Origin of the sequence: Humibacter sp. (assembly GCF_051954055.1) — a bacterium.
GTDB lineage: Bacteria > Actinomycetota > Actinomycetes > Actinomycetales > Microbacteriaceae > Humibacter.
This window is the reverse complement of sequence record NZ_JBQCIE010000098.1, coordinates 75,171-94,664: the sequence shown is the minus strand read 5'-3', so window position 1 is coordinate 94,664 and position 19,494 is coordinate 75,171. Positions and strand designations below refer to the sequence as shown.

The 19,494-nt window shown below is 68.9% G+C and carries 18 protein-coding genes; 2 read left to right on the top strand and 16 right to left on the bottom strand.

Translation table 11 applies throughout. The features are described 5' to 3' along the window. Positions 1 to 29 precede the first annotated feature (29 nt). From dnaG to dusB, 3 genes are read right to left on the bottom strand one after another with little or no spacing between them, the layout of a single operon-like run. A complete protein-coding gene (dnaG, locus tag ACTHNC_RS12055; protein WP_440294845.1) occupies positions 30 to 1,946 on the bottom strand; it encodes a DNA primase in 1,917 nt (638 codons plus the stop codon). A gap of 45 nt (positions 1,947 to 1,991) precedes the next feature. Beyond that, entirely contained in the window at positions 1,992 to 3,311 is a 1,320-nt protein-coding gene (locus tag ACTHNC_RS12050; protein ID WP_440294862.1) for a deoxyguanosinetriphosphate triphosphohydrolase, read from the bottom strand. After that, positions 3,304 to 4,491, bottom strand: a complete 1,188-nt coding sequence (dusB, locus tag ACTHNC_RS12045) for a tRNA dihydrouridine synthase DusB (protein ID WP_440294844.1) — start codon at positions 4,489 to 4,491, stop codon at positions 3,304 to 3,306. The genes ACTHNC_RS12050 and dusB overlap by 8 nt, the downstream gene beginning before the upstream one ends. 73 nt (positions 4,492 to 4,564) lie before the next feature. Between dusB and ACTHNC_RS12040 the strand changes: the two genes are divergently transcribed. Next, positions 4,565 to 5,035 (top strand): aminoacyl-tRNA deacylase, encoded by a 471-nt coding sequence (locus tag ACTHNC_RS12040; protein WP_440294843.1) that lies wholly within the window; start codon positions 4,565 to 4,567, stop codon positions 5,033 to 5,035. Between the two features lie 206 nt (positions 5,036 to 5,241). Here ACTHNC_RS12040 and ACTHNC_RS12035 read toward each other — a convergent pair whose 3' ends face one another. Genes ACTHNC_RS12035 through recO form a run of 3 tightly spaced genes read right to left on the bottom strand, consistent with a single transcriptional unit; the run spans position 5,242 to position 7,509 of the window. Next, positions 5,242 to 5,931 (bottom strand): DsbA family oxidoreductase, encoded by a 690-nt coding sequence (locus ACTHNC_RS12035; protein ID WP_440294842.1) that lies wholly within the window; start codon positions 5,929 to 5,931, stop codon positions 5,242 to 5,244. A 28-nt stretch (positions 5,932 to 5,959) separates the two neighbouring features. Beyond that, positions 5,960 to 6,769, bottom strand: coding sequence for an isoprenyl transferase (locus ACTHNC_RS12030; protein WP_440294841.1), 810 nt, complete (start codon positions 6,767 to 6,769; stop codon positions 5,960 to 5,962). After that, on the bottom strand, positions 6,766 to 7,509 hold the full coding sequence (gene recO, locus ACTHNC_RS12025; protein ID WP_440294840.1) for a DNA repair protein RecO: 744 nt from the start codon (positions 7,507 to 7,509) through the stop codon (positions 6,766 to 6,768). The genes ACTHNC_RS12030 and recO overlap by 4 nt, the downstream gene beginning before the upstream one ends. 38 nt (positions 7,510 to 7,547) lie before the next feature. Between recO and ACTHNC_RS12020 the strand changes: the two genes are divergently transcribed. After that, positions 7,548 to 8,255: a trimeric intracellular cation channel family protein gene (locus ACTHNC_RS12020; RefSeq protein WP_440294839.1), complete on the top strand. Its 708-nt coding sequence runs from the start codon at positions 7,548 to 7,550 to the stop codon at positions 8,253 to 8,255. Position 8,256: 1 nt separating this feature from the next. On the opposite strand, the gene ACTHNC_RS12015 is transcribed toward ACTHNC_RS12020, so the two are convergent. The 10 genes from ACTHNC_RS12015 to ACTHNC_RS11970 form a co-directional block, all read right to left on the bottom strand. Next, positions 8,257 to 9,081, bottom strand: a complete 825-nt coding sequence (locus ACTHNC_RS12015; RefSeq protein WP_440294838.1) for a phosphotransferase — start codon at positions 9,079 to 9,081, stop codon at positions 8,257 to 8,259. Positions 9,082 to 9,101: 20 nt separating this feature from the next. Further along, a complete protein-coding gene (gene leuA / locus ACTHNC_RS12010) occupies positions 9,102 to 10,868 on the bottom strand; it encodes a 2-isopropylmalate synthase (protein ID WP_440294837.1) in 1,767 nt (588 codons plus the stop codon). Between the two features lie 177 nt (positions 10,869 to 11,045). Next, complete coding sequence (locus tag ACTHNC_RS12005) at positions 11,046 to 11,924, bottom strand: fumarylacetoacetate hydrolase family protein (RefSeq protein WP_440294836.1); 879 nt, start codon at positions 11,922 to 11,924, stop codon at positions 11,046 to 11,048. Positions 11,925 to 12,106: 182 nt separating this feature from the next. Beyond that, positions 12,107 to 12,871 carry an alpha/beta fold hydrolase gene (locus tag ACTHNC_RS12000; RefSeq protein WP_440294835.1) on the bottom strand — a complete coding sequence of 255 codons (765 nt, stop codon included), beginning with the start codon at positions 12,869 to 12,871 and terminating at the stop codon, positions 12,107 to 12,109. A 46-nt stretch (positions 12,872 to 12,917) separates the two neighbouring features. Then, the gene (locus ACTHNC_RS11995) at positions 12,918 to 14,339 is read right to left on the bottom strand and encodes an FtsX-like permease family protein (protein WP_440294834.1); all 1,422 of its coding nucleotides are present in this window, start codon (positions 14,337 to 14,339) and stop codon (positions 12,918 to 12,920) included. After that, on the bottom strand, positions 14,336 to 15,097 hold the full coding sequence (locus ACTHNC_RS11990; RefSeq protein WP_440294833.1) for an ABC transporter ATP-binding protein: 762 nt from the start codon (positions 15,095 to 15,097) through the stop codon (positions 14,336 to 14,338). Before ACTHNC_RS11990 ends, ACTHNC_RS11995 begins: the two co-directional genes overlap by 4 nt. Before the next feature lie 79 nt (positions 15,098 to 15,176). Then, positions 15,177 to 15,854, bottom strand: a complete 678-nt coding sequence (locus tag ACTHNC_RS11985) for a response regulator (RefSeq protein ID WP_440294832.1) — start codon at positions 15,852 to 15,854, stop codon at positions 15,177 to 15,179. Then, positions 15,851 to 17,059, bottom strand: a complete 1,209-nt coding sequence (locus ACTHNC_RS11980) for a sensor histidine kinase (RefSeq protein ID WP_440294831.1) — start codon at positions 17,057 to 17,059, stop codon at positions 15,851 to 15,853. The genes ACTHNC_RS11985 and ACTHNC_RS11980 overlap by 4 nt, the downstream gene beginning before the upstream one ends. Before the next feature lie 112 nt (positions 17,060 to 17,171). After that, positions 17,172 to 18,107: a GTPase Era gene (gene era / locus ACTHNC_RS11975; RefSeq protein ID WP_440294830.1), complete on the bottom strand. Its 936-nt coding sequence runs from the start codon at positions 18,105 to 18,107 to the stop codon at positions 17,172 to 17,174. Continuing rightward, complete coding sequence (locus ACTHNC_RS11970) at positions 18,104 to 19,486, bottom strand: hemolysin family protein (protein ID WP_440294861.1); 1,383 nt, start codon at positions 19,484 to 19,486, stop codon at positions 18,104 to 18,106. The genes era and ACTHNC_RS11970 overlap by 4 nt, the downstream gene beginning before the upstream one ends. Between the last annotated feature and the right edge of the window lie 8 nt (positions 19,487 to 19,494).

Here is a 19,494-nt window from a genome sequence, read left to right as displayed (position 1 = left end):
ATCAGCCTATTAGGGGCGCCGCGAGGGCGTCACTCGCCGCGGAGCCGCACCCGGTCCGCGTCGATCTGCACGAGCTCGCGCTGGATGCCCGCCACCGTCTCGCGATCACCGGGATCGGTGCGCTGCAGCCGGCCGAGGGCATCCGCCTTGCGTCGAAGCAGGTCGCGGTCGAGCAGGGACGCCGTCACCGACGTGGCGAACGCCGCAGCTCCTGCCTCGTCGCGCGCCGGGATCGGCGCGACGCTGAGCTGCCTCACCAAGCCGGCGAAGGGCGGCGGCACGTCGCCGGCGACCCGTTCGGCCCAGGCGGCGGTGCCGTATGCGTCGGCGTTCGCGGCGATCGCGTCGCGCACCACGGCGAGCGACGCGTTGGAGAAGCCGGAGTGGGCAACGGCGGCGGCACGCTGTGCGCCCACGTGTTGCGGGTACTGCAGCACGGCCATCAGCGCCTCGCGTTCCAGACGAGTGGCCGGGTCGGATCCGATGCTCGCAAGCGTCACCTCCGGTTCGCGCCGCACGCGCTCATGCTCGCCGCGCGAGTCGTAGGGTTCGCGGTCGCGGCGGGCATCGCGTTCCCCGCGCTGATCGCCCCGCCCTGCACTGCGCCCGGCCTGTGCTCCTGTCGCCCGCAGCGACGCCTGCACGGCGGACTGCACCTCGGTCAACTCCGTGCCGAGCATCCGTGCCAGCTGGCGAGTGTAGCCGGGCCGCAGAGCGGCATCACGGATGCCCGCCACGATCGGCGCGCACTCGCGCAGCGCCGCGACGCGGCCCTCGACGGTCTCGAGGTCGTACTTGCTGAGCGCCTGCCGGATGACGAACTCGAACATCGGACGCTTCGCATCCACCATCCGGCGCACGGCGGCGTCGCCCTGCTTCAGCCGCAGGTCGCACGGGTCGAGTCCCTCCGGACCGACGGCAACGTAGGTCTGCGCGGCGAAGCGCTGCTCCTCGCCGAAGGCCCGCAGGGCTGCCTTCTGACCCGCTTCGTCCGGGTCGAACGTGAACACGACCTCCCCGAGACCGCTGTCGTCGCCGAGCACCCGGCGCAGCACCTTGATGTGGTCGACCCCGAAGGCCGTGCCGCAGGTGGCAACGGCCGTATCGACGCCCGCGAGATGGCACGCCATCACGTCGGTGTAGCCCTCGACGACGACGACCCGGTGGGAGCGCGAGATCTCGCGCTTGGCGAGGTCCAACCCGTAGAGCACCTGGGCCTTGTGGTAGATCGCCGTCTCTGGGGTGTTGAGGTACTTCGGCCCCTTGTCGTCGTCGAGCAGCCTGCGCGCGCCGAACCCGACCGTCTGGCCTGTGACGTCGCGAATCGGCCAGATCACCCGGCCGCGGAATCTGTCGTACGAGCTGCCGCGCTCGCCCGTTGAGACGAGACCGGATGCCGCCAACTCGTCGGCGGTGAAGCCGCGGCCGCGCAGGTGGGCCCCGAGCGCATCCCACGCGTTCGGGGCGAAGCCGACGCCGAAGCGTTCCGCGGCGATCGGGTCGAAGCCGCGCTCACCCAGGAAGCGGCGGGCCGCGTCAGCATCAGGCGCGCCCAGCCGTTCCCGGAAGAAGTCCTCGGCGGCCGCATTCGCCGCGATGAGTCGCGCACGGTTGCCGGACTCCGCCGCCGCGGGGCCCCCGTCCTCGTAGTGCAGGCTGTAGCCGATGCGTGCGGCGAGCCGTTCGACGGCCTCGGCGAACGTGACGTGGTCCATCTTCATCAGGAACTCGTACACGTCGCCGCCCTCACCGCAGCCGAAGCAGTGGTAAAGACCGACCTGCGGACGCACCTGAAAGCTCGGGCTGCGCTCGTCGTGGAACGGGCACAGGCCCTTCAGGGATCCGACACCGGCGGACTTCAGGGTGACGTAGTCGCCGACGATGTCGGCGAGGTTCGTTCTGGCCTTGACCTCTTCGACATCGCTCTGTCGAATGCGGCCCGCCATGGCGTTGATTCTAGGGCGCCCACGCCACGCGCGCGGGCCTGTGGACTACTTGTGCGCGAGGCGCTCGTACCAGGAGATCGCCGACTGGTCGGTGAGGCTGGCGACCTGATCGACGACGACGCGCTTGCGGGCGGCGTCGTCGCCCGCGGACCTCCAGTCCTCCGCGAATCCGGGGTCGAGGTCCGCCTCGCCCGTGGCCAGCAGCACGTCGGCCAGCTCGGCGAGCATCGTGCGCTGCCTCGCGTAGATCGGCTGGCGGGTGTTGCGGGACATCACGAAGGTGGCGACGATTCCCTTCAGAACGGCGATCTCCGCCTGGATCTCCGGCGGCACCACGACATCCGCCCCGAAGCGAATGAGGCTCGATTGCGGGAACGCCTCGCGCGTGGCCCGGGCTGAGGAGACGGCGAACCGGCCGATGAGCTGGCTGGTCAGATTCTTGAGCCTCGCCTGGGCGCGACGCGAGCCGTCCCAGTCGTCGAGCCAGACATCCAGGCTGTCCAGCCGATCGAAAGCGGCAATGAGCTGGCCGTGCCCGATCTCTCCGCCGATCCACTCGTACATGGAGCTCACGAGTGCGTCGTGGTCGACGCGACGGCCGAGCGCGGCGACGTCGATGTATCCGTTGACCACCGCGTCTTCGAAGTCGTGAACCGAGTACGCGATGTCGTCGGAGAGGTCCATCACCTGTGCTTCGATGCACCTCGCGCGCTCCGGCGCACCCTCGCGGAGCCAGTGGAATGCCGGTTCGTCGTCGGCGTAGAAGCCGAACTTGGCGCGTCCGCTGGGGTCGGCCACCGACGACGACGCCGGCCACGGGTACTTGCAGCTCGCGTCGAGGCTCGCACGCGTCAGGTTGAGGCCGTACGGATGCCCGTCGGCACCGAACACCTTCGGCTCCAGCCGCGTGAGAAGTCGCAGCGTCTGCGCGTTGCCCTCGAACCCACCGATGTCGCTCGCCCACTCGGCCAAGGCCCGCTCGCCGTTGTGCCCGAATGGCGGATGCCCGATGTCGTGCGCGAGGCACGCGGTGTCGACCACGTCCGGGTCGAGGCCGAGGCTCGAGGCCAGTTCGCGCCCCACCTGAGCCACTTCCAGGGAGTGCGTCAGCCGGTTGCGGGCGAAGTCGAGCCCGGCCGTGGGGCTCAGCACCTGGGTCTTCGCGGCGAGCCTGCGCAGCGCGCTGGAGTGCAGCAGCCGGGCGCGGTCGCGCGCGAAGTCGCTGCGCCGGGTCGAGTGCTGCTCGGGCAGCCAGCGTTCACGGTCGAAGGCTGAGTAGCCGGTCGGCTCGGCGGCAGCCCCGGTTCGTCCGCTGTCGGCAGTCCGGGCGGCGCCGGCATCGGTGGTGGTGCCGGGCTCAGCCACCACTCGTGTTCACCTCTGCCTCGGCCAGCTGCTCATGCTCTTCGGCCCCGATCGAGCGTGAGTCCAGCCATCGGTCGGGCAGCGCCGGGTTCTTCGGGGTTCCCGCACGCCCGCGCGGTCCCTCGGCGTCCTCACCGGGGTACGGCTGAGTGGGGTCGAGCGTACCCAGCAGGTCGTCCAGCTGCTGCAGCGATTCGACCGTCGCGAGGCGCGCCCGGAGGTCGCCACCCACCGGGTAACCCTTGAAGTACCAGGCGACGTGCTTACGGATGTCGCGGCATCCACGTTCCTCGCTCTCGAAGAACTCCACCAGCAACTCGGTGTGCCGCCGGAACGCGGCCATCACCTCGCCGAGACCGGGTCGCGCGGTCGCGGCCTCCGCCTCCTCGGCGCTGATCTCGCCGGCACGCGCCATGAACGCCGCCGCGAGATCGCCGAACAGCCAGGGACGCCCGAGGCAGCCACGACCGACGACGACGCCGTCGCAGCCGGTCTGCTCGACCATTCGGACGGCATCCTGACCCGTCCAGATGTCCCCGTTGCCGAGCACCGGAACGCTGGTCACGGTCTCCTTGAGCCTGGCGATGGCCGACCAGTCGGAGTGCCCGGAATAGAACTCGGACGCCGTGCGCGCGTGCAGCGCGATCGACGAGACGCCGGCGTCTTCGGCGATGCGTCCGGCCTCCAGGTACGTGAGGTGGTCGGCGTCGATTCCCTTGCGCATCTTGATCGTGAGCGGCAGGTCGCCGGATGCCTGCACCGCCGCGGTCACGATGTCACGGAACAGGTCGAGCTTCCACGGCAGCGCCGCTCCCCCGCCCTTGCGGGTGACCTTGGGGACGGGGCATCCGAAGTTCAGGTCGATGTGGTCGGCGCGATCCTCCGCGACCAGCATCGTCACCGCCTCCCGCACGGTCTTCGGGTCGACGCCGTACAGCTGGATCGACCGCGGGGTCTCGCTTTCGTGGTGGCGGATCAGCCGCATCGACTCCGGCGTGCGTTCGACCAGCGCGCGGGATGTGATCATCTCGCTGACGTAGAGACCGGCGCCGAACTCGCGGCACAGGCGGCGGAACGCGGTGTTGGTGATGCCGGCCATCGGCGCGAGCACGACGGGTGCGTCAAGGCGCAGCGGGCCGATGGCCAGCTGCGAGGGGCTTAGTGTTGCGGAGGGAGACATCGCTCACGATTCTCCCAGATAGCGCCTGAAAGACCAGATAGGGCGTAGGTGCCGATTCAGAAACGGGACGCGAATGCCGCAGGGACGTGAACGAGTTGTCGAGGATGCCGCCGCGCGCGGTGTCGACGTACGGATCGTCGAGCGACCCGCTGCTCGGTCGCTGCACGAGGCCGCGGCGCTGCTCGGCATCGAGCCGTCGGACATCGTCAAGACGCTTGTGGTGAAGCGGCACGACGGCGACTATCTGTTCGCGCTCGTTCCCGGTGGTCGCAAGATCTCGTGGGCGAAGCTGCGCGCGCTGGTAGGCGTGAACAAGCTGTCGCTCCCGGATGCCTCGCTCGCCCTCGCTGCCACTGGTTACGAGCGCGGGACCATCACGCCGTTCGGATCGACGACCGCGTGGCCGGTGGTCGCCGACGCCGCAGTCGTCGGCCGTACCGTCGCGATGGGCGCCGGCGAGCACGGCTACAGCGCGTTCGTCGACGGCGACGCGCTCATCCGTGCGTTCGACGCCACCGTGGCCGACATCACCGACCCCGAGTAGCGCGCCGGCAGCTCCGGCCCAGAGTCACGCGGCCGTTGTGAGACTGGGTGTATGCGCTGAGACCAGCCGCACGGCGCCTAGTGCCGGTCTGTACAGCTAGTCTCGCTGCGCGGGCACGGGCGACTCGTCATCCGCGGGCGCGGGAATCGCACAGACGTCCCCGTCGCAGACGATCGCGTTCGGGTCGCCGAGCGGCTTCAGAAGGCTCATGCCGGCACTTCCTCGGACTCGTCCGCCTGGTCGCGCTCGCTCCACACCTGCTCGAGCACCTGCGCGAAGGTTGCCGCCTCCTGTGCGCCGGAGACACCGTACTTGCCTTCGATGACGAAGAACGGCACGCCTGAGATGCCGTACTCCTGCGCCGTCGCCTGGTCCTCGCGCACCGCCGAGAGGTAGTCGCCGCGCTCGAGTGCGCCGCGAGCATCCTCACCGTCGAGCCCGATCTCGGACGCGTAGCGTGCGAGGTCGCCGAGGCGACCGACGTGGCCGCCCTCGACGAAGTAAGCCTTCAGCAGGCGCTCCTTCATCTCGGCCTGCTTGCCGTGTGCCTTCGCATAGTGGATGAGCTCGTGCGCCTTCACCGTGTTCGTGTGCTGCATCGCGGCGAAGTCGTAGTCGAGCCCGACCTGGCCCGCGATTCCGCCGACACGCTCCAGCATCTGCGCCGCCTGCTCGGGACTGATCCCCTTGTGCTGGGCGAGGTAATCGGCCTCATTGCCCTGAAAGTCGACCGGCGTGTCCGGCGAGAGCTCGAACGAGTGGTACTCCACCTCTACACCACGGCCGTCGCCAGCCCCGGTGAACAGGCCGGATCCTGCCTCGAACTTGCGCTTGCCGATGTAGCACCACGGGCACGCCACGTCGGACCAGATGTCAACCTTGATGGGATCTTTCACGTGGGGTGCAACTACGGGTCCCCGGCGGCTATTCCGCGTCGGTGGGAGCGTCGACCGCGCCGCCAAAGCGGCGGTTGCGCGCGGCGTAGAGCTCGATGGCGCGCCACAGGTCCTTGCGGGTGAAGTCCGGCCACAGCGTGTCGAGGAAGACCATCTCGGCATATGCGCTCTGCCAGAGCATGAAGTTGCTCGTGCGCTGCTCGCCCGAGCTACGAACGAACAGGTCCACGTCCGGGAGTTCCGGTGCGTACAGGTGGCGCTGGATCGTCTTCTCGGTGATCGCCGAAGGACGCATCCTGCCCGCCGCGACCTCGTCGGCGATGCCGCGCACGGCATCCGCGATCTCGGTACGGCCGCCGTAGTTGACGCACATGGTCAGCGTGAGCACGTCGTTGCCGGCCGTGAGGCGCTCCGCGAACTGCAGCTCCTTGATGACTGATGCCCACAGTCGCGGCTTCCTGCCTGCCCACCGCACGCGCACGCCCCACTCGTTCAGCTGGTCGCGTCGACGATGCAGAACGTCGCGGTTGAACCCCATCAGGAATCGCACCTCGTCGGGCGAGCGCCGCCAGTTCTCGGTCGAGAACGCGTACACGCTCAGCTGCTTCACGCCGATCTGGATGGCGCCGGCGACCACGTCGAGCAGGGCGGCCTCGCCCGCCTTGTGACCCTCGATGCGCGTGAGGCCGCGGCGGTTCGCCCAGCGCCCGTTGCCGTCCATCACCAGGGCGATGTGACCGGGCACCGCGGATGCCGGCACCTGCGGCGGATACACACCCGTCCAGTCCACCGGCCGGTAGGCGACGGCGTCCTTGTGCGTATACGGCTTCGGGGTCACGCAATCTCTCCCGTCGCTGCCCGTGAGACGTGCGGAAGAGACCGCAATGCCCGCTCGAGATGCCATTGGGTGTAGGCGGAGACGATGCCGCTCGCCTTCGCGCGAGTGCCGGCATCCGTCGCCTCGGCCGCTGGCCAGTCGCCCTTCATGAGTGCCGCCAGCAGGTCGATGACGACGCGTCCTACCCGCGGTGCCCCAGGCGGCGCGCAGTCGTCGCACACCACGCCGCCCAGCTGCACGACGACGCTCGTGTGCTCCCCCGGCCGGCCACAGCGTGCGCAGGCATCGAAGCTGGGCGCCCAGCCGGCCAGCGACAGTGCGCGCAGCAGGTAGGAGTCGAGCGTGAGCGACGCGTCGTGCTCGTGCCGCGACAACGATCGCAGCGCACCGACGAGCAGCAGGTACTGCTGCGGCGAGCCCTCCGACTCGGTGAGCCGGTCGGCCGTCTCGACCATGGCGTTGGCCGCGGTGAAGCTCGAGTAGTCTCCGGCGATCTCCGCGCCGTACGCGCCGAGCGACTCGGCCTGATTGACGATATCGAGGCTGCGTCCCTCGTAGAGCTGCACGTCGGCGACCATGAACGGTTCGAGCCGGGCACCGAACTTCGAGGCCGTCCGGCGAACGCCCTTGGCCACCGCGCGCACCTTGCCGTGCCCCCTGGTCAGCATCGTGACGATGCGGTCGGCCTCACCCAGCTTGTGGGTGCGCAGCACGACGGCTTCATCACGGTAGGTGGGCACCGGTCCATTATCGCCGCGGCCCCCTTCACAATGGAGCAGTGACCGAGCCTGCCTTCATCATCCCGCTCTGGGCGGATCTGACCGCCGTCGCCCTCGGCGGCATCCAGGGAGCCCTTTTCGCCTCGGGGTTCCGCGGCCAGCGACGGCTCGACCTGCTCGGCGTCGCGATCATCGGAACCGTTGTCGGACTCGGCGGTGGGCTGATCAGAGACCTGCTGCTGGTCGTGCGTCCTGCCATGCTCTCCAACAACTGGTACCTGATCACCGTGATCGCGGCATCCCTGCTCGGCATGCTGCTTGCGGGGCCGTTGCGCCGGCTGAACTTCCTCATCGTCGTGCTGGATGCCCTGGTGATCGGCATGTTCGGCGCGTTCGGAACGGCGAAGGCGCTCGGTCTCGGGGTACCCGTCGTGCCCGCCGTGTTCGTCGGGGTCTTCGCCGCGGTCGGCGGCAGCGTGCTGCGCGACGTGATCATGGGACTGCCGGTGGCCATCATGCACGTCGGGTCGTTGTACGCGGTCGCCGCGGCGGCAGGATGCGTGCTCCTCGTCGTTCTGCACGGTTTCGGACTCGACCTGTTCGTCTCGGGCACCGCGGGGTTCGCGCTCACCGCGGTGATCCGCATCCTCGCCGTCGTCTTCGACCTGTCGCTGCCGGAGCAACGGATGCTGTACCGCCGCAAGGTGGCGGCCGAGACCTCCGCGATCCCCATCGTGAAACGGGACGGAGGCGGCTCAGCGGAATAGCTCAGGTCGCGTCCCACAGCGCGCGATAGTACGCGATGCGCTCCTGGTCCGGCTCGACTCCGTACGCCTCGTAGTAGAGGGCGTCGTAGCCAGGGCCGTAGTTCCACTCCGTGCTCCACGCGCCGATCGCGATGTCGGCCCAGCGGTCTGCGACGCCCATCCGGCCCAGATCCACATACCCGACGACGACGCCCTCGTCATCCAGGAGGGTATTGGGAGCGCACGCATCGCCGTGGCAGACCACGAGAGCGTCGACGGCGGGCGCTTCGCCCAGCCGATCGAGCGCCGCTACATGCTCCGGTATGCCCTGCGCCCGGCTGCGCTCGATCCGCTCGGCGACCGACCAGTCGAACGGGCATCCGGCCACGGGCAACGCATCGTGCAGGCGGCGCAACCCTTCCCCGAGCGCGCGAACGGTCGTCTCGGGCTCGGCGCGCCAGTGTTTGGTCACCGCGTTCGTGCCGGGCAGCGCACGCGTGACGAGCACCTCGCCGTCGTCGTCCGAGGAGTAGTCGAGCACGGCCGGGGCGCACACGAATCCGCTCGCCCATCCCAGCCGCACCGCTTCCGCGGCAAGGTCGAGTTCGCTGTCCCGGGGCGCCCACTTCGCGAACACGCGGTCGTCGCCGAGCCGGCCGCGCACTGTGACGCCGCCGACCTCGTTGACCCACACGACCGCCTCGATGCCGTTCCCGAGCCGCCTTCTGAGCGGCTCGGGAACGACGAACGACGCATCCGGTTCGCTCGCAAGGGAACGCGCGCCGTGCCACCCGGCGGGCGCGCCGCTGTCGGGCGCAGCCGCGCCGGGAAGAGGAGAGACGATCACCTCAGTGGGAGGCGCCGGGATCAGGCGGAAGCCAGCTGACGCTCGGTCACACCATCGCCGACGCGGACCGCACGGTTGACGGCCGACACGATGGCCTTCAGCGACGCCGAGACGGTGTCGGAGTCGATGCCCACACCCCACAGCCGTCGCTCGCCCACCTGCAACTCGACGTACGAGGCGGCCTGGGCGTCACCGCCCTCCGACATGGTGTGCTCGACGTAGTCGTAGAGCGACACCTGGATGCCTCGCGCGGCGAGCAGCGCGAGGAACGCGTCGATCGGGCCGTTGCCGCTCGCCTCGGTCCACTCGACGTCGTGCCCGTCGCGCAGCTTCACGCGGAGTGAGAGCGTGCCCGACTCGTCCTTCGTCGTCGCGGTGGACTGCACCTCGAAGCGGCCCCACTTCGCCGTCTCCTCGGCGCTCGGCAGGTACTCGTCGCTGAAGATGCTCCAGAGCTGATCGCTCGTGACCTCGCCGCCCTCGGCATCCGTCTTCGCCTGCACCACTCCGGAGAACTCGATCTGCAGCTTGCGCGGTAGGTCGAGCGCGTGATCGTTCTTCAACAGGTACGCGACACCGCCCTTGCCGGACTGCGAGTTGACGCGGATGACCGCCTCGTAGCTGCGACCCAGATCCTTGGGGTCGACCGGCAGATAGGGCACCGCCCACACGAGGTCGTCGACCTCCACTCCCTGCTCGTCGGCGTTCGAGGCCATGGCCTCGAACCCCTTCTTGATGGCGTCCTGGTGCGAACCGCTGAACGCGGTGAAAACCAGGTCGCCCACCCAGGGATGCCGCTCGTTCACCGGCAGCTGGTTGCAGTACTCGACCGTGTGCTTGATGCCATCGATGTCGCTGAAGTCGATCTGCGGGTCGATTCCCTGGGTGAACAGGTTGACGCCCAGCGCCACGATGTCGACGTTGCCGGTGCGCTCGCCGTTGCCGAACAGGCATCCCTCGATGCGGTCGGCGCCCGCCAGGTAGCCGAGCTCCGCGGCAGCGATCGCCGTGCCGCGGTCGTTGTGCGGATGCAGCGAAAGGATGACGTTCTCGCGGTGGTTCAGGTGCCGCGACATCCACTCGATCGAGTCCGCGTACACGTTCGGTGTCGCCATCTCCACCGTCGCAGGCAGGTTGATGATCACGTTGCGCTCGGGAGTGGGCTCGAAGACCTCCAGCACCTGGTTGCAGATGCCGGCGGCGAACTCGAGCTCCGTGCCGGTGTAGCTCTCCGGCGAGTATTCGTAGTAGATCGTCGTGCCGGGAACGGTGGACTCGAGCTCCTTGCACTTGCGGGCGCCGCGCAGCGCGATGTCGATGATGCCGCGCTGATCGGTGCGGAACACGACGGCTCGTTGCAGAACGCTCGTGGAGTTGTAGAGGTGCACGATGGCCTGCTTGGCGCCGCGGATGGCCTCGTAGGTGCGCTCGATCAGATGGTCGCGCGCCTGCGTCAGCACCTGGATGGTCACATCGTCGGGAATCGCGCCGGTCTCGATGAGGCTGCGCACGAAGTCGAAGTCCGTCTGGCTCGCGCTCGGGAACCCGACCTCGATCTCCTTGTAGCCCATGCGCACCAGAAGGTCGAACATGATCCGCTTGCGTTCGGGGCTCATCGGGTCGATCAGTGCCTGGTTGCCGTCGCGCAGGTCGACGGCGCACCACCGCGGTGCCTTGGTGATGCGGGCATCCGGCCAGGTGCGGTCGGGAAGGTCGACGCGGATCTGCTCGTGAAAGGGCCGATATTTGTGGATCGGCATTGCAGACGGCTGCTGGGTGTTCTGCATGGTCTTCTCTTCTTCTCGTTCTCGCGAAAGTTGTTCAGCCGACGACGAACTCCGCGACGAGGGAGGCCGAGAGACTAGGCCTCGTCGCGGCAGCTAAGAAGGAGCATGCCGAAGCGCACGAGTTCAGGGTACACCCGTCGCCGGGGCATCCCGCCACCCACCTCATCCGGACGGGCGTCAGCCCCGCTCTGCGCTCGGCGCTACGAAGCGCTGGCGGATGCTCCCCAGGCCCTCGATCTCGCTCGTCACGCTCTGCCCCGGCTCCAGGTACACCCGCGGAGTGCGGCCGAGGCCGACGCCTTCCGGGGTCCCGGTGAAGATCACGTCGCCCGGCAGGAGCTCGACGAGCGCGGAGAGCCGGGAGATGAGCGACGGCACGGAGAAAATCATGTCCCGCGTGCGACCGTTCTGCAGCACCTCCGTGCTGCCGTCGGCGCGGGTGAGCGTGCACCCGATCGAAAGGTCGGACCGGTCAGCGATCGTCGCCAGCTCGTCCAAGGTGACGACGGCCGGTCCGATCGGGGCGAATCCCTTCAGCGACTTGCCGATCGAGAACTGCGCCGGCTCGCCCCAGAACTGCACCGTCCGGTCGCTGATGTCCTGACCGATGGTAAGGCCTGCGACGTGATCCCAGGCGTCCTGCTCAGTGATGCCGCGCCCGCCCTCGCCGATCACTGCGACGAGCTCGACCTCCCAGTCGACGGTGTCGCCCGTGAGCTCGACCTCCACGTCGGCGCCGGTGAAGCTGGAGACGAACTTGGTGAAGACCATCGGGTTCTCGGGGATGTTCAGCCCCGACTCCCCCGCATGGCTCGCGTAGTTCAGCCCGATCGCGAACACCTGCGGCGGCCGCGGAACTGCAGGTCCGAGGTCGTGCGTCTCGTACTGCGCGCCGTTCGCGGCATCCTGAGTGGCCGCCCACTGCGCGAACTCGCTCCAGCGCTCGTAGACCGACTGCGGATCGGACGAGAAGCGGCCGTCGCTGGCCTGCTCGACGTCCAAAGCGCGGTCGCCGGAGAGGAGAACGAGTCGGCCGGAGAGGTTCGCAATGCGCACGGCTGCCTGCTTTCGGTGGAGAACGGGGTGATGATGGTCGGCCGATCGACGGGAAACATCCGACCAATCGCGCCTAGTTGCACTCTATCGCGGCGTTGCCGCTCAAAGGCTCAATCGGGCTGGCCAAGCGAGCAAGCTCCCTCGTCCAACCCTCAATCGCCTCTAGCGCGGGGTTGCGCACGTCAGCGCACGAGGAAGTCCCGCATCGCGATGCCGAGTGCCGGGTCGGTGACCGCGCTCATGTGGTTGCCCGGGACCTCGACGAACTTCGCCAGCGGCATCGCGTCGGCGAGTTCGGCGCCGGACCCGTGCCCGCGGTCGTCGTCACCCATGACGACCAGGGTCGGCGTGGTGATGCCGGCGAGCTCGTCGACGGTGGCTCCCACCGAGGTCTCCAGTACGAGGCGCAGCGGCACGGGGTCGCCTCCCGTCGTGTGCATGAAGGCCTCCGAGCGCCATTCCTCGCTGCCGCGCTGGTGCGTTCCCAGGCCGTCGAAGACGCGCGCGAAGAACTCGTTGCGCTTCTCCACCTCGGTGATGCCACCGAGACCCATGCCCGCGACAACAGCGCGACCGGGCTGGGCGCCGCGCACGAGCATCCGCACCGTCGTTCGTGCGCCGAGCGAGTAGCCGCCCAGGTCGTAGTCGGTGAGGCCCAGCTGTTCGATCAGACCGAAGGCGTCGTCGGCAAGCACATCGCGCGGATAGTGCTGGGGGTCGTGAGTCTTGTCGCTGCCGCCGTGCGCCCGCAGGTCGGGCATGATCACCCGGAAGCCGGAATCGGCGAGCAGCTTCGCGTGCCCGTAGCGGATCCAATTGACGTACGCCGTGGAGAAGAACCCGTGGATCAGCACGACCGGGCGACCGTCGCCGAGGTCGCGATAGACGAGGGAGGCGCCGTCTCGTCCTCGGTAGTGGTTCACGGGCAGGTCGGGCATGCGCGGCATCCCTCCAGCCTACGGATGCCCGACCACCTACAGCGCGCTGGGCGGGCTACTCGACGGCCAGCGCCGCGACCGGGGACACGGCGCCGGCTCGGCGTGACGCCAGGATGCTGCACACTGCGGTGAGCAGGATGCCACCGCCGATCACGACGGCCACGATCGTCCACGGCACCGATGGAGCGAGCACTCCGCGCACGAGGCTGCCCATCAGCGACTGCGCGGCTACCCATCCGTAGAACGTGCCGAGCACCAGTCCGAACACCACGGCGCCGACCGTCAGCTGCGCTCCCTCCACCAGGATCATGGTGCGCAGCTGTCCCTTGCTGAACCCGAGCGCGCGCAGCAGGCCGAGCTCCCTGATGCGCTGCAGCATGCCGACGGTGAGCGTGTTCACGAGCCCGACGGCCGCGATCAAGGCGGAGAATCCGACCAGCACGGAGAAGATGCCGATCGTGAGCGAGATCGTTCCGGTCATCTCCCGCCGCTCCGTCGCCGTCATGTCGACCTGATGCGTGATCGCTTGGCTGTACGTGGTGAGCGCGACGCCGAATGTGGTCACGAGCGTGACGCCGATCACGAGCGCCATGGTCGCTCGAGTGCTGCGTTCCGGGTAGCGTGCCGCGTTAGCCGTCGCGATGCGGGCGGCCGGTGTCGAGCCGAACCAGCGGCCCACCAGCCGCAGGACGCGCGGCATGATCCGCCCCGCGGCAGCGATGACGGCGGAGAACGACAGCACCCCGCCGACGAACGAGATGAGGAGCGCCGCGGGACTGATCATTCCGGCAATGAGCCCCAGTCCCATGAGCGCGACGCCGAGCACGATCAGCACGATGGCGACCGCTGTGCGCGCCCTCGGGCGCCTCGCGACGTGCGTCGGGTCGGCTGCTGCCGCCGTCGCTTCCAGCGGGGAGACGGCGGTGACGCTGCGGCATCCGATCCAGGCGGCGAGCCAGGTCGTCAGCGCGACGATCAGGAACGGTGCGATCAGTGCTGGCGTGAGCAGGTCGTAGCCGGTCGTCGGCAGCCAGCCCTGCGCCATCCCGATCGAGACGATCAGCCATGCCGCGAGCACGCCGACCACGAGTCCTGTTGCTGCACCGACCGTTCCGACGACGAGGCCCTCAGCGGCGAGTGCGCGACGCACCCCAGAGGACTCGGCGCCGAGCACGCGCAGGAGTGCGATCGATCGACGCCGGCCGGCCACGATGGTGGCGAACGTGTTGGAGGTGACCACGGCGGCGACGTACACGGCCAGCAGCAGGAAGACGGCGGACACGGTGCCCAGGCCGATCGCGACCGTCGGCGATGACGCTTCGGCGGAAACGGCGATCGCGCCGGTGATCAGCGCGGTCGCCTCGATGAGCGCCGCACCGAACAATGCGCTGACTCCGGAGACCAGCAGCGTCGCCACGTTGTCGCGGAGCCCCTTCCCGGTGCGCAGGCCTCGGCTGCGACCCGTTGCGGGCGTCATCGCACAGCCTCAGCGGAGAGCATGAGCTCCGCCACGTCGGCGGCGGCCATCCGTGGTCCATCGTGCACGATGCGACCGTCGGCGAGCATGATGATGCGGTCGGCGTGGCTGGAGGCGAGCGGGTCGTGGGACACCATCGCGACGCTCTGCCCGTACGCGGTGGATGCCTCGGCCAGCAGCGCGAGAACCTCGCGCCCGGTGCGCGAATCGAGGTTGCCGGTCGGCTCGTCCGCGAAGATCACCTCCGGCCGGGTGGCGAGGGCCCTGGCGATGGCGACGCGCTGCTGCTGGCCGCCTGAGAGCTCGTACGGGCGGTGCGCCGTGCGTGCGGAGAGGCCGAGCGTGCCGATGAGGTGATCGATCCAGCCGAGCTCCTCTGCGGTCGGCTGCCGTCCGTCGAGCTCGAACGGCAGCAGGATGTTCGACCGCACATCGAGCACGGGCACGAGGTTGAACGATTGGAAGACGAAGCCCGCAGACCGGCGGCGCACCCGCGTGAGCTCGCGGTCGCCGAGCGCGGTCAGTTCCCGGTCGCCCAGCCAGGCACGGCCGCTCGTCGGCACGTCGAGTCCGGCCATGATGTGCATCAGCGTCGACTTGCCGGAGCCGCTGGCCCCGATCACAGCGATGAACTCCCCACGGCGGATGCCGACGGAGACGTCGTCGAGTGCCGTCACGGCGCTGCTTCCGGTGCCGTACGTCTTCGTGAGGCCTGCTACGCGCGCGGCCAGGCCGAGGTCCGAACGAGTGATCTGCATGCCTTCGACGCTACGGATGGCGCCAGGTCGTCCTCGTCGGCCGAGCGGGCCATTCCGATGCGACCTCAGGATGATCCGGTCAGTCCATCAGGCCGTTCTCGTAGGCGTACGCGACCAACTGCACGCGATCGCGCAGCCCGAGCTTGGTCAGTACGCGCGAGATGTGCGTCTTCACCGTCGCCTCGGAGAGATACTCGCGCTCGGCGATCTCACCGTTGCTGAGTGCCCGCGCCGCAAGGTCGAAGATCTGCCGCTCCCTGACGGTGAGCGTCTGCAGCTCGGCGGGGGCCCGTTTCTCCTGGCGCGCCGTGAACTGCTCGAGCAGCCTGCGCGTCGCGGACGCGGCGATCACGGCGTTGCCCGCGTGAACGGTGCGGATGGCCGCGAGCAGGAACTCGGGGTCGGCATCCTTCAGCACGAAACCGCTGGCACCGGCCTGGATGGCCCTCGCCGCACTCTCGTCGACGTCGAACGTCGTGAGCACGAGCACGCGGGGCGTCGCACCCGTGTTGCGCGCGACGATCTGCGCGGTTGCGGCGACGCCGTCGAGCTCGGGCATGCGAACATCCATCAGGATGACGTCGGGCCGCTCTCGCGTGGCGAGCTCGACAGCCTCCCGCCCGTTGGCCGCCTCTCCCGCGAACTCGAGGTCGGCCTGCGACTGGATGAGCATGCGAACGCCGGCTCGGAACAACGCCTGGTCGTCCACGAGCGCCACCCTGATCCGGTCAGCGCCGGTATGGATGCGATCGGTCACTGTCCCGCCTCCTCCCGCGGTGCGACCGTCGTCGGAAGCACCGCGAACACTTCATATGCCCCGGCCGTATCGGCCGCGGGACCCGCCGTCAGGGTGCCGCCCGCCAGTGCCGCTCGCTCCCGCATGCCGGGTAGTCCGTGCCCGGCGGACCTCACGGCGTCGGCGGGCTCGGTACCGGGCGCGACGGCCACCACCGCATTGCGCACCCGGAGATGCAGCGCCTCCGGCTCCCAGAGCAGCTCGACGGTCACCGATCTCGCCGGATCGCCGTGCCGCAATGCGTTCGTCAGAGCCTCCTGCAGGATGCGATACGCGGCCAGCCCAGTGCCCTGCAGCAGCGGAACGGGTGTGCCGCTCGTGGTCTCTGCGATCCTCAGCCCCGCTCCCCGCATGCCGGCGATGAGCGCAGGCAGGTCGTCGAGCGATGGCTGCGGCCCGTCCGGCACCTCCCTGCGCAATTGGGTGAGCAGCAGCCGCACCTCGGTGAGCGCCGACCGCGCCGTCGCGGAGATCGTGCCCAGGGCATCCGACTGCACCTCGGGACTGGTCGCACCCGCATATCGCGCACCGTCCGCCTGGGCGATCACCACGGCCAACGAGTGCGCGACGACGTCGTGCATGTCCCTGGCGATGCGAGTGCGCTCCTGCTCGATCGCCGATTCGTACGCGGCGCGCTGAGCGGCGACGGCCGCCTGCACCTTCGCCTCACGCGACTGGCGCACGGTGCGGGCCAGCAGGCCGAGCGTCCAGCTCAACACGAACAGGGTGATCATGCCGATGCCGAGAGCGATGAGCGTGACGACGGTGTGCGTCGGCGACCCGACCGGGTTGATGTAGTCGTCCCGCGATGACAACGTCAGGTAGACCGCCGCGATCGCACCACCGGTGATCGAGGATGCGAGCCCGATGAGCCGAATCGTCCGCGTGCCGTACGACGCCGACGCGTAGGCGACGCCGAGCACAGCGGCATCCGCAGGGGTGACGGCCACGAGCACCGCGATCTGCAGCAGGGCGCCGGCCCAGGCTCCGATCAGCGCGAGCGCCGGACTGAGCCGACGCACGGCGAGGGCACCGCACAACAGCAGCACCACGACGGGTCCGGCGATGGGCGACTGAATCGTGGCACTCCAGATCACGAGCAGCAGCAGCACGCTCGCGACGACGACGTCGACGATGAGCTGAGCGCGGCTGATGGATCGGATCACCCGTCAACGGTACTGGCGACGGACGCACGCCCGATGCCGTTCGGAGCGGGAATCATCCTGCAGACGGATGCCCGTGCATCCGATGGACGGACCCGCGCAGCCGCTGGGCTGCTCAGAAGCCGAGTCGGCCGAGCTGCTTCGGGTCGCGCTGCCACTCCTTCGCCACCTTCACCCGCAGGGAGAGGAAGACCTTCCCGCCCACCAGGGGCTCGATCTGCGCCCGAGCGGTCTCGCCGATGGTTCTCAGACGCGCTCCGCCCTTGCCGATCACGATCGCCTTCTGGCTGTCGCGCTCCACGAACAGGTTCGCGTAGATCTCAGTGAGCGGCTTGTCGTCGCGCTCGATGATGTCATCGATCGTCACCGCGAGTGAGTGCGGAAGCTCGTCTCGCACGTCTTCGAGCACCGCCTCGCGGATGTACTCGGCGATCCGGTCCTCCAACTGTTCGTCGGTGATCGTGTCGTCCGGGTAGAGCTGGGGCGAGATGGGCAGAAGCCGGATCAGCTCGTCGACGAGGATGTCGAGCTGGTCGTTGCGCACCGCAGAGAGGGGGATGATGGTGTCCCACTCACGCAGACCGGAAACGGCAAGCAGCTGGTCGGCGACGGCGGCCTTGGATGCCGCATCCGTCTTGGTGACGATCGCGACCTTCTTGGCGCGCGGGAAGTCGTCGAGCCGCTCGTTGATGAACCGGTCGCCCGGCCCGACCTTCTCGTCGGCGGGTACACAGAACCCGATCACGTCGACCTCGCCGAGCGTCGACTGCACGAGCGAGTTGAGCCGCTCCCCGAGAAGTGTTCGGGGACGATGGATGCCTGGGGTGTCGACGACGATGATCTGACCGTCTGGCCGGTTCACGATGCCGCGGATCGCGCGGCGCGTCGTCTGCGGTTTGGAACTCGTGATAGCGACCTTCTCGCCCACGAGCGCGTTCATCAGCGTGGACTTGCCGACGTTCGGGCGGCCGACGAACGAGACGAAACCCGCCCGGTACGGCTGATCGTCATCGACGGCGTCTGCCTGCTTGGTGCGCTTCGCGCGGCTCATCGGTCGTGTCCTCTCGCATGTCCGCCCGTCTGCGCGGGGATCGGGCCGGTTCGTTCGCGGGAATCGTCCGTGCGGCGTCGGCCCGGCACTGCCTCGATCGCGTCGCCGGACGCCTCCGCGATGCCGAAGAGTGCGGCGTCCCGTTCCGCCATCACCGTGCTGATGCGGCGCCTCCGACCCTCGGCGCGATCAGCTGTGAGCCGTAGCCCGCCGATCGTCGCCACCGATCCCTCCACCGGGAGTCGGCCGAGTGCCTTGGCCAGCAGCCCGCCGACCGAGTCGACGTCGTCGTCGTCGAGCTCGATGCCGAACAGATCGCCGAGCTCGTCGACCGGCAGTCGCGCGCTGACCCGGAACCTGTCGTCGCCGAGGGGCTCGACGAGCGGCACGTCGTGGTCGTACTCGTCGGAGATGTCGCCGACGAGCTCCTCGATGAGGTCCTCAAGGGTGACGAGGCCGGCGATGCCGCCGTACTCGTCCACCACCATCGCGAGGTGGTTCGATTCCAGCTGCATCTGCCGCAGCAGGGCATCCACCTTCTTCGACTCCGGCACGAACAGCGCGGGCCGAGCCAGCGGCGCGATGGTGGCGACATCCACGTCGAGCGGCCGTTCGTACGCCTGCTGCGCCAGATCGCGCAGGTAAAGGATGCCCGACACCTCGTCGACGTCGTCGCCCACCACCGGCATCCGTGAGACACCCTTCGCCAGGAACAGGCTCATCGCGGCCGAGACGGTGGCATCGGCGTCAACGGTCACCATGTCGGTGCGCGGGATCATCACCTCGCGCACGAACGTCTCGTTGAACTCGAAGATGGAGTGGATGAGCTCCCGGTCGTCCTCCTCGAGAACGTCGAGCTCCGCCGCCTCGTCGACGATGCTGAGCAGCTGCTCCTCGTTCGCGACGGCGGCCGACCTCGCCCTCGACGGCGTCACCCGGTTGCCGAGCTCGACCAGACCACGGGCGATCGGGCCGATGAGCACCCGGATGCCGTGCACGAGCGGTGCCGTCGCGATGAGCAGTCTCTTGGCGTGCGCCCTGCCGACGCTCCGCGGGCTCGTACCGACCAGCACGAACGACGCGCCCGTCATCAGCGCCGCCGAGAGGATCAGCGTCAGCCACCACTGGGAGAACACGCTCGCGAACGCCAGCGTGACGAGCACCGCCGCCGTGGTCTCCGCGATGATGCGGGAGAAGCTCACCGCGTTCAGGTGCGCACCCGGATCGGCGGAGATCGCCTCAAGCGACCGACGGAAGCGGGATGCCTGCGCCAGCTCCGCGATGTCCGCCCTGGACTGAACCGAGATGGCCGCGTCGACGGCCGCCATGAGACCGCCGAATGCCACCAGCAGCAGCGCGATGACGAAGAACAGAGCGATCACGAGAG

Coding starts and splice junctions, on each gene's coding strand:
- dnaG (WP_440294845.1), bottom strand. CDS start 1,946: ATGGCGGGCCGCATTCGACAGAGCGATGTCGAAGAGGTCAAGGCCAGA.
- dusB (WP_440294844.1), bottom strand. CDS start 4,491: ATGTCTCCCTCCGCAACACTAAGCCCCTCGCAGCTGGCCATCGGCCCG.
- ACTHNC_RS12040 (WP_440294843.1), top strand. CDS start 4,565: ATGCCGCAGGGACGTGAACGAGTTGTCGAGGATGCCGCCGCGCGCGGT.
- leuA (WP_440294837.1), bottom strand. CDS start 10,868: ATGCAGAACACCCAGCAGCCGTCTGCAATGCCGATCCACAAATATCGG.
- ACTHNC_RS12000 (WP_440294835.1), bottom strand. CDS start 12,871: ATGCCGCGCATGCCCGACCTGCCCGTGAACCACTACCGAGGACGAGAC.
- ACTHNC_RS11995 (WP_440294834.1), bottom strand. CDS start 14,339: ATGACGCCCGCAACGGGTCGCAGCCGAGGCCTGCGCACCGGGAAGGGG.
- ACTHNC_RS11990 (WP_440294833.1), bottom strand. CDS start 15,097: ATGCAGATCACTCGTTCGGACCTCGGCCTGGCCGCGCGCGTAGCAGGC.
- era (WP_440294830.1), bottom strand. CDS start 18,107: ATGAGCCGCGCGAAGCGCACCAAGCAGGCAGACGCCGTCGATGACGAT.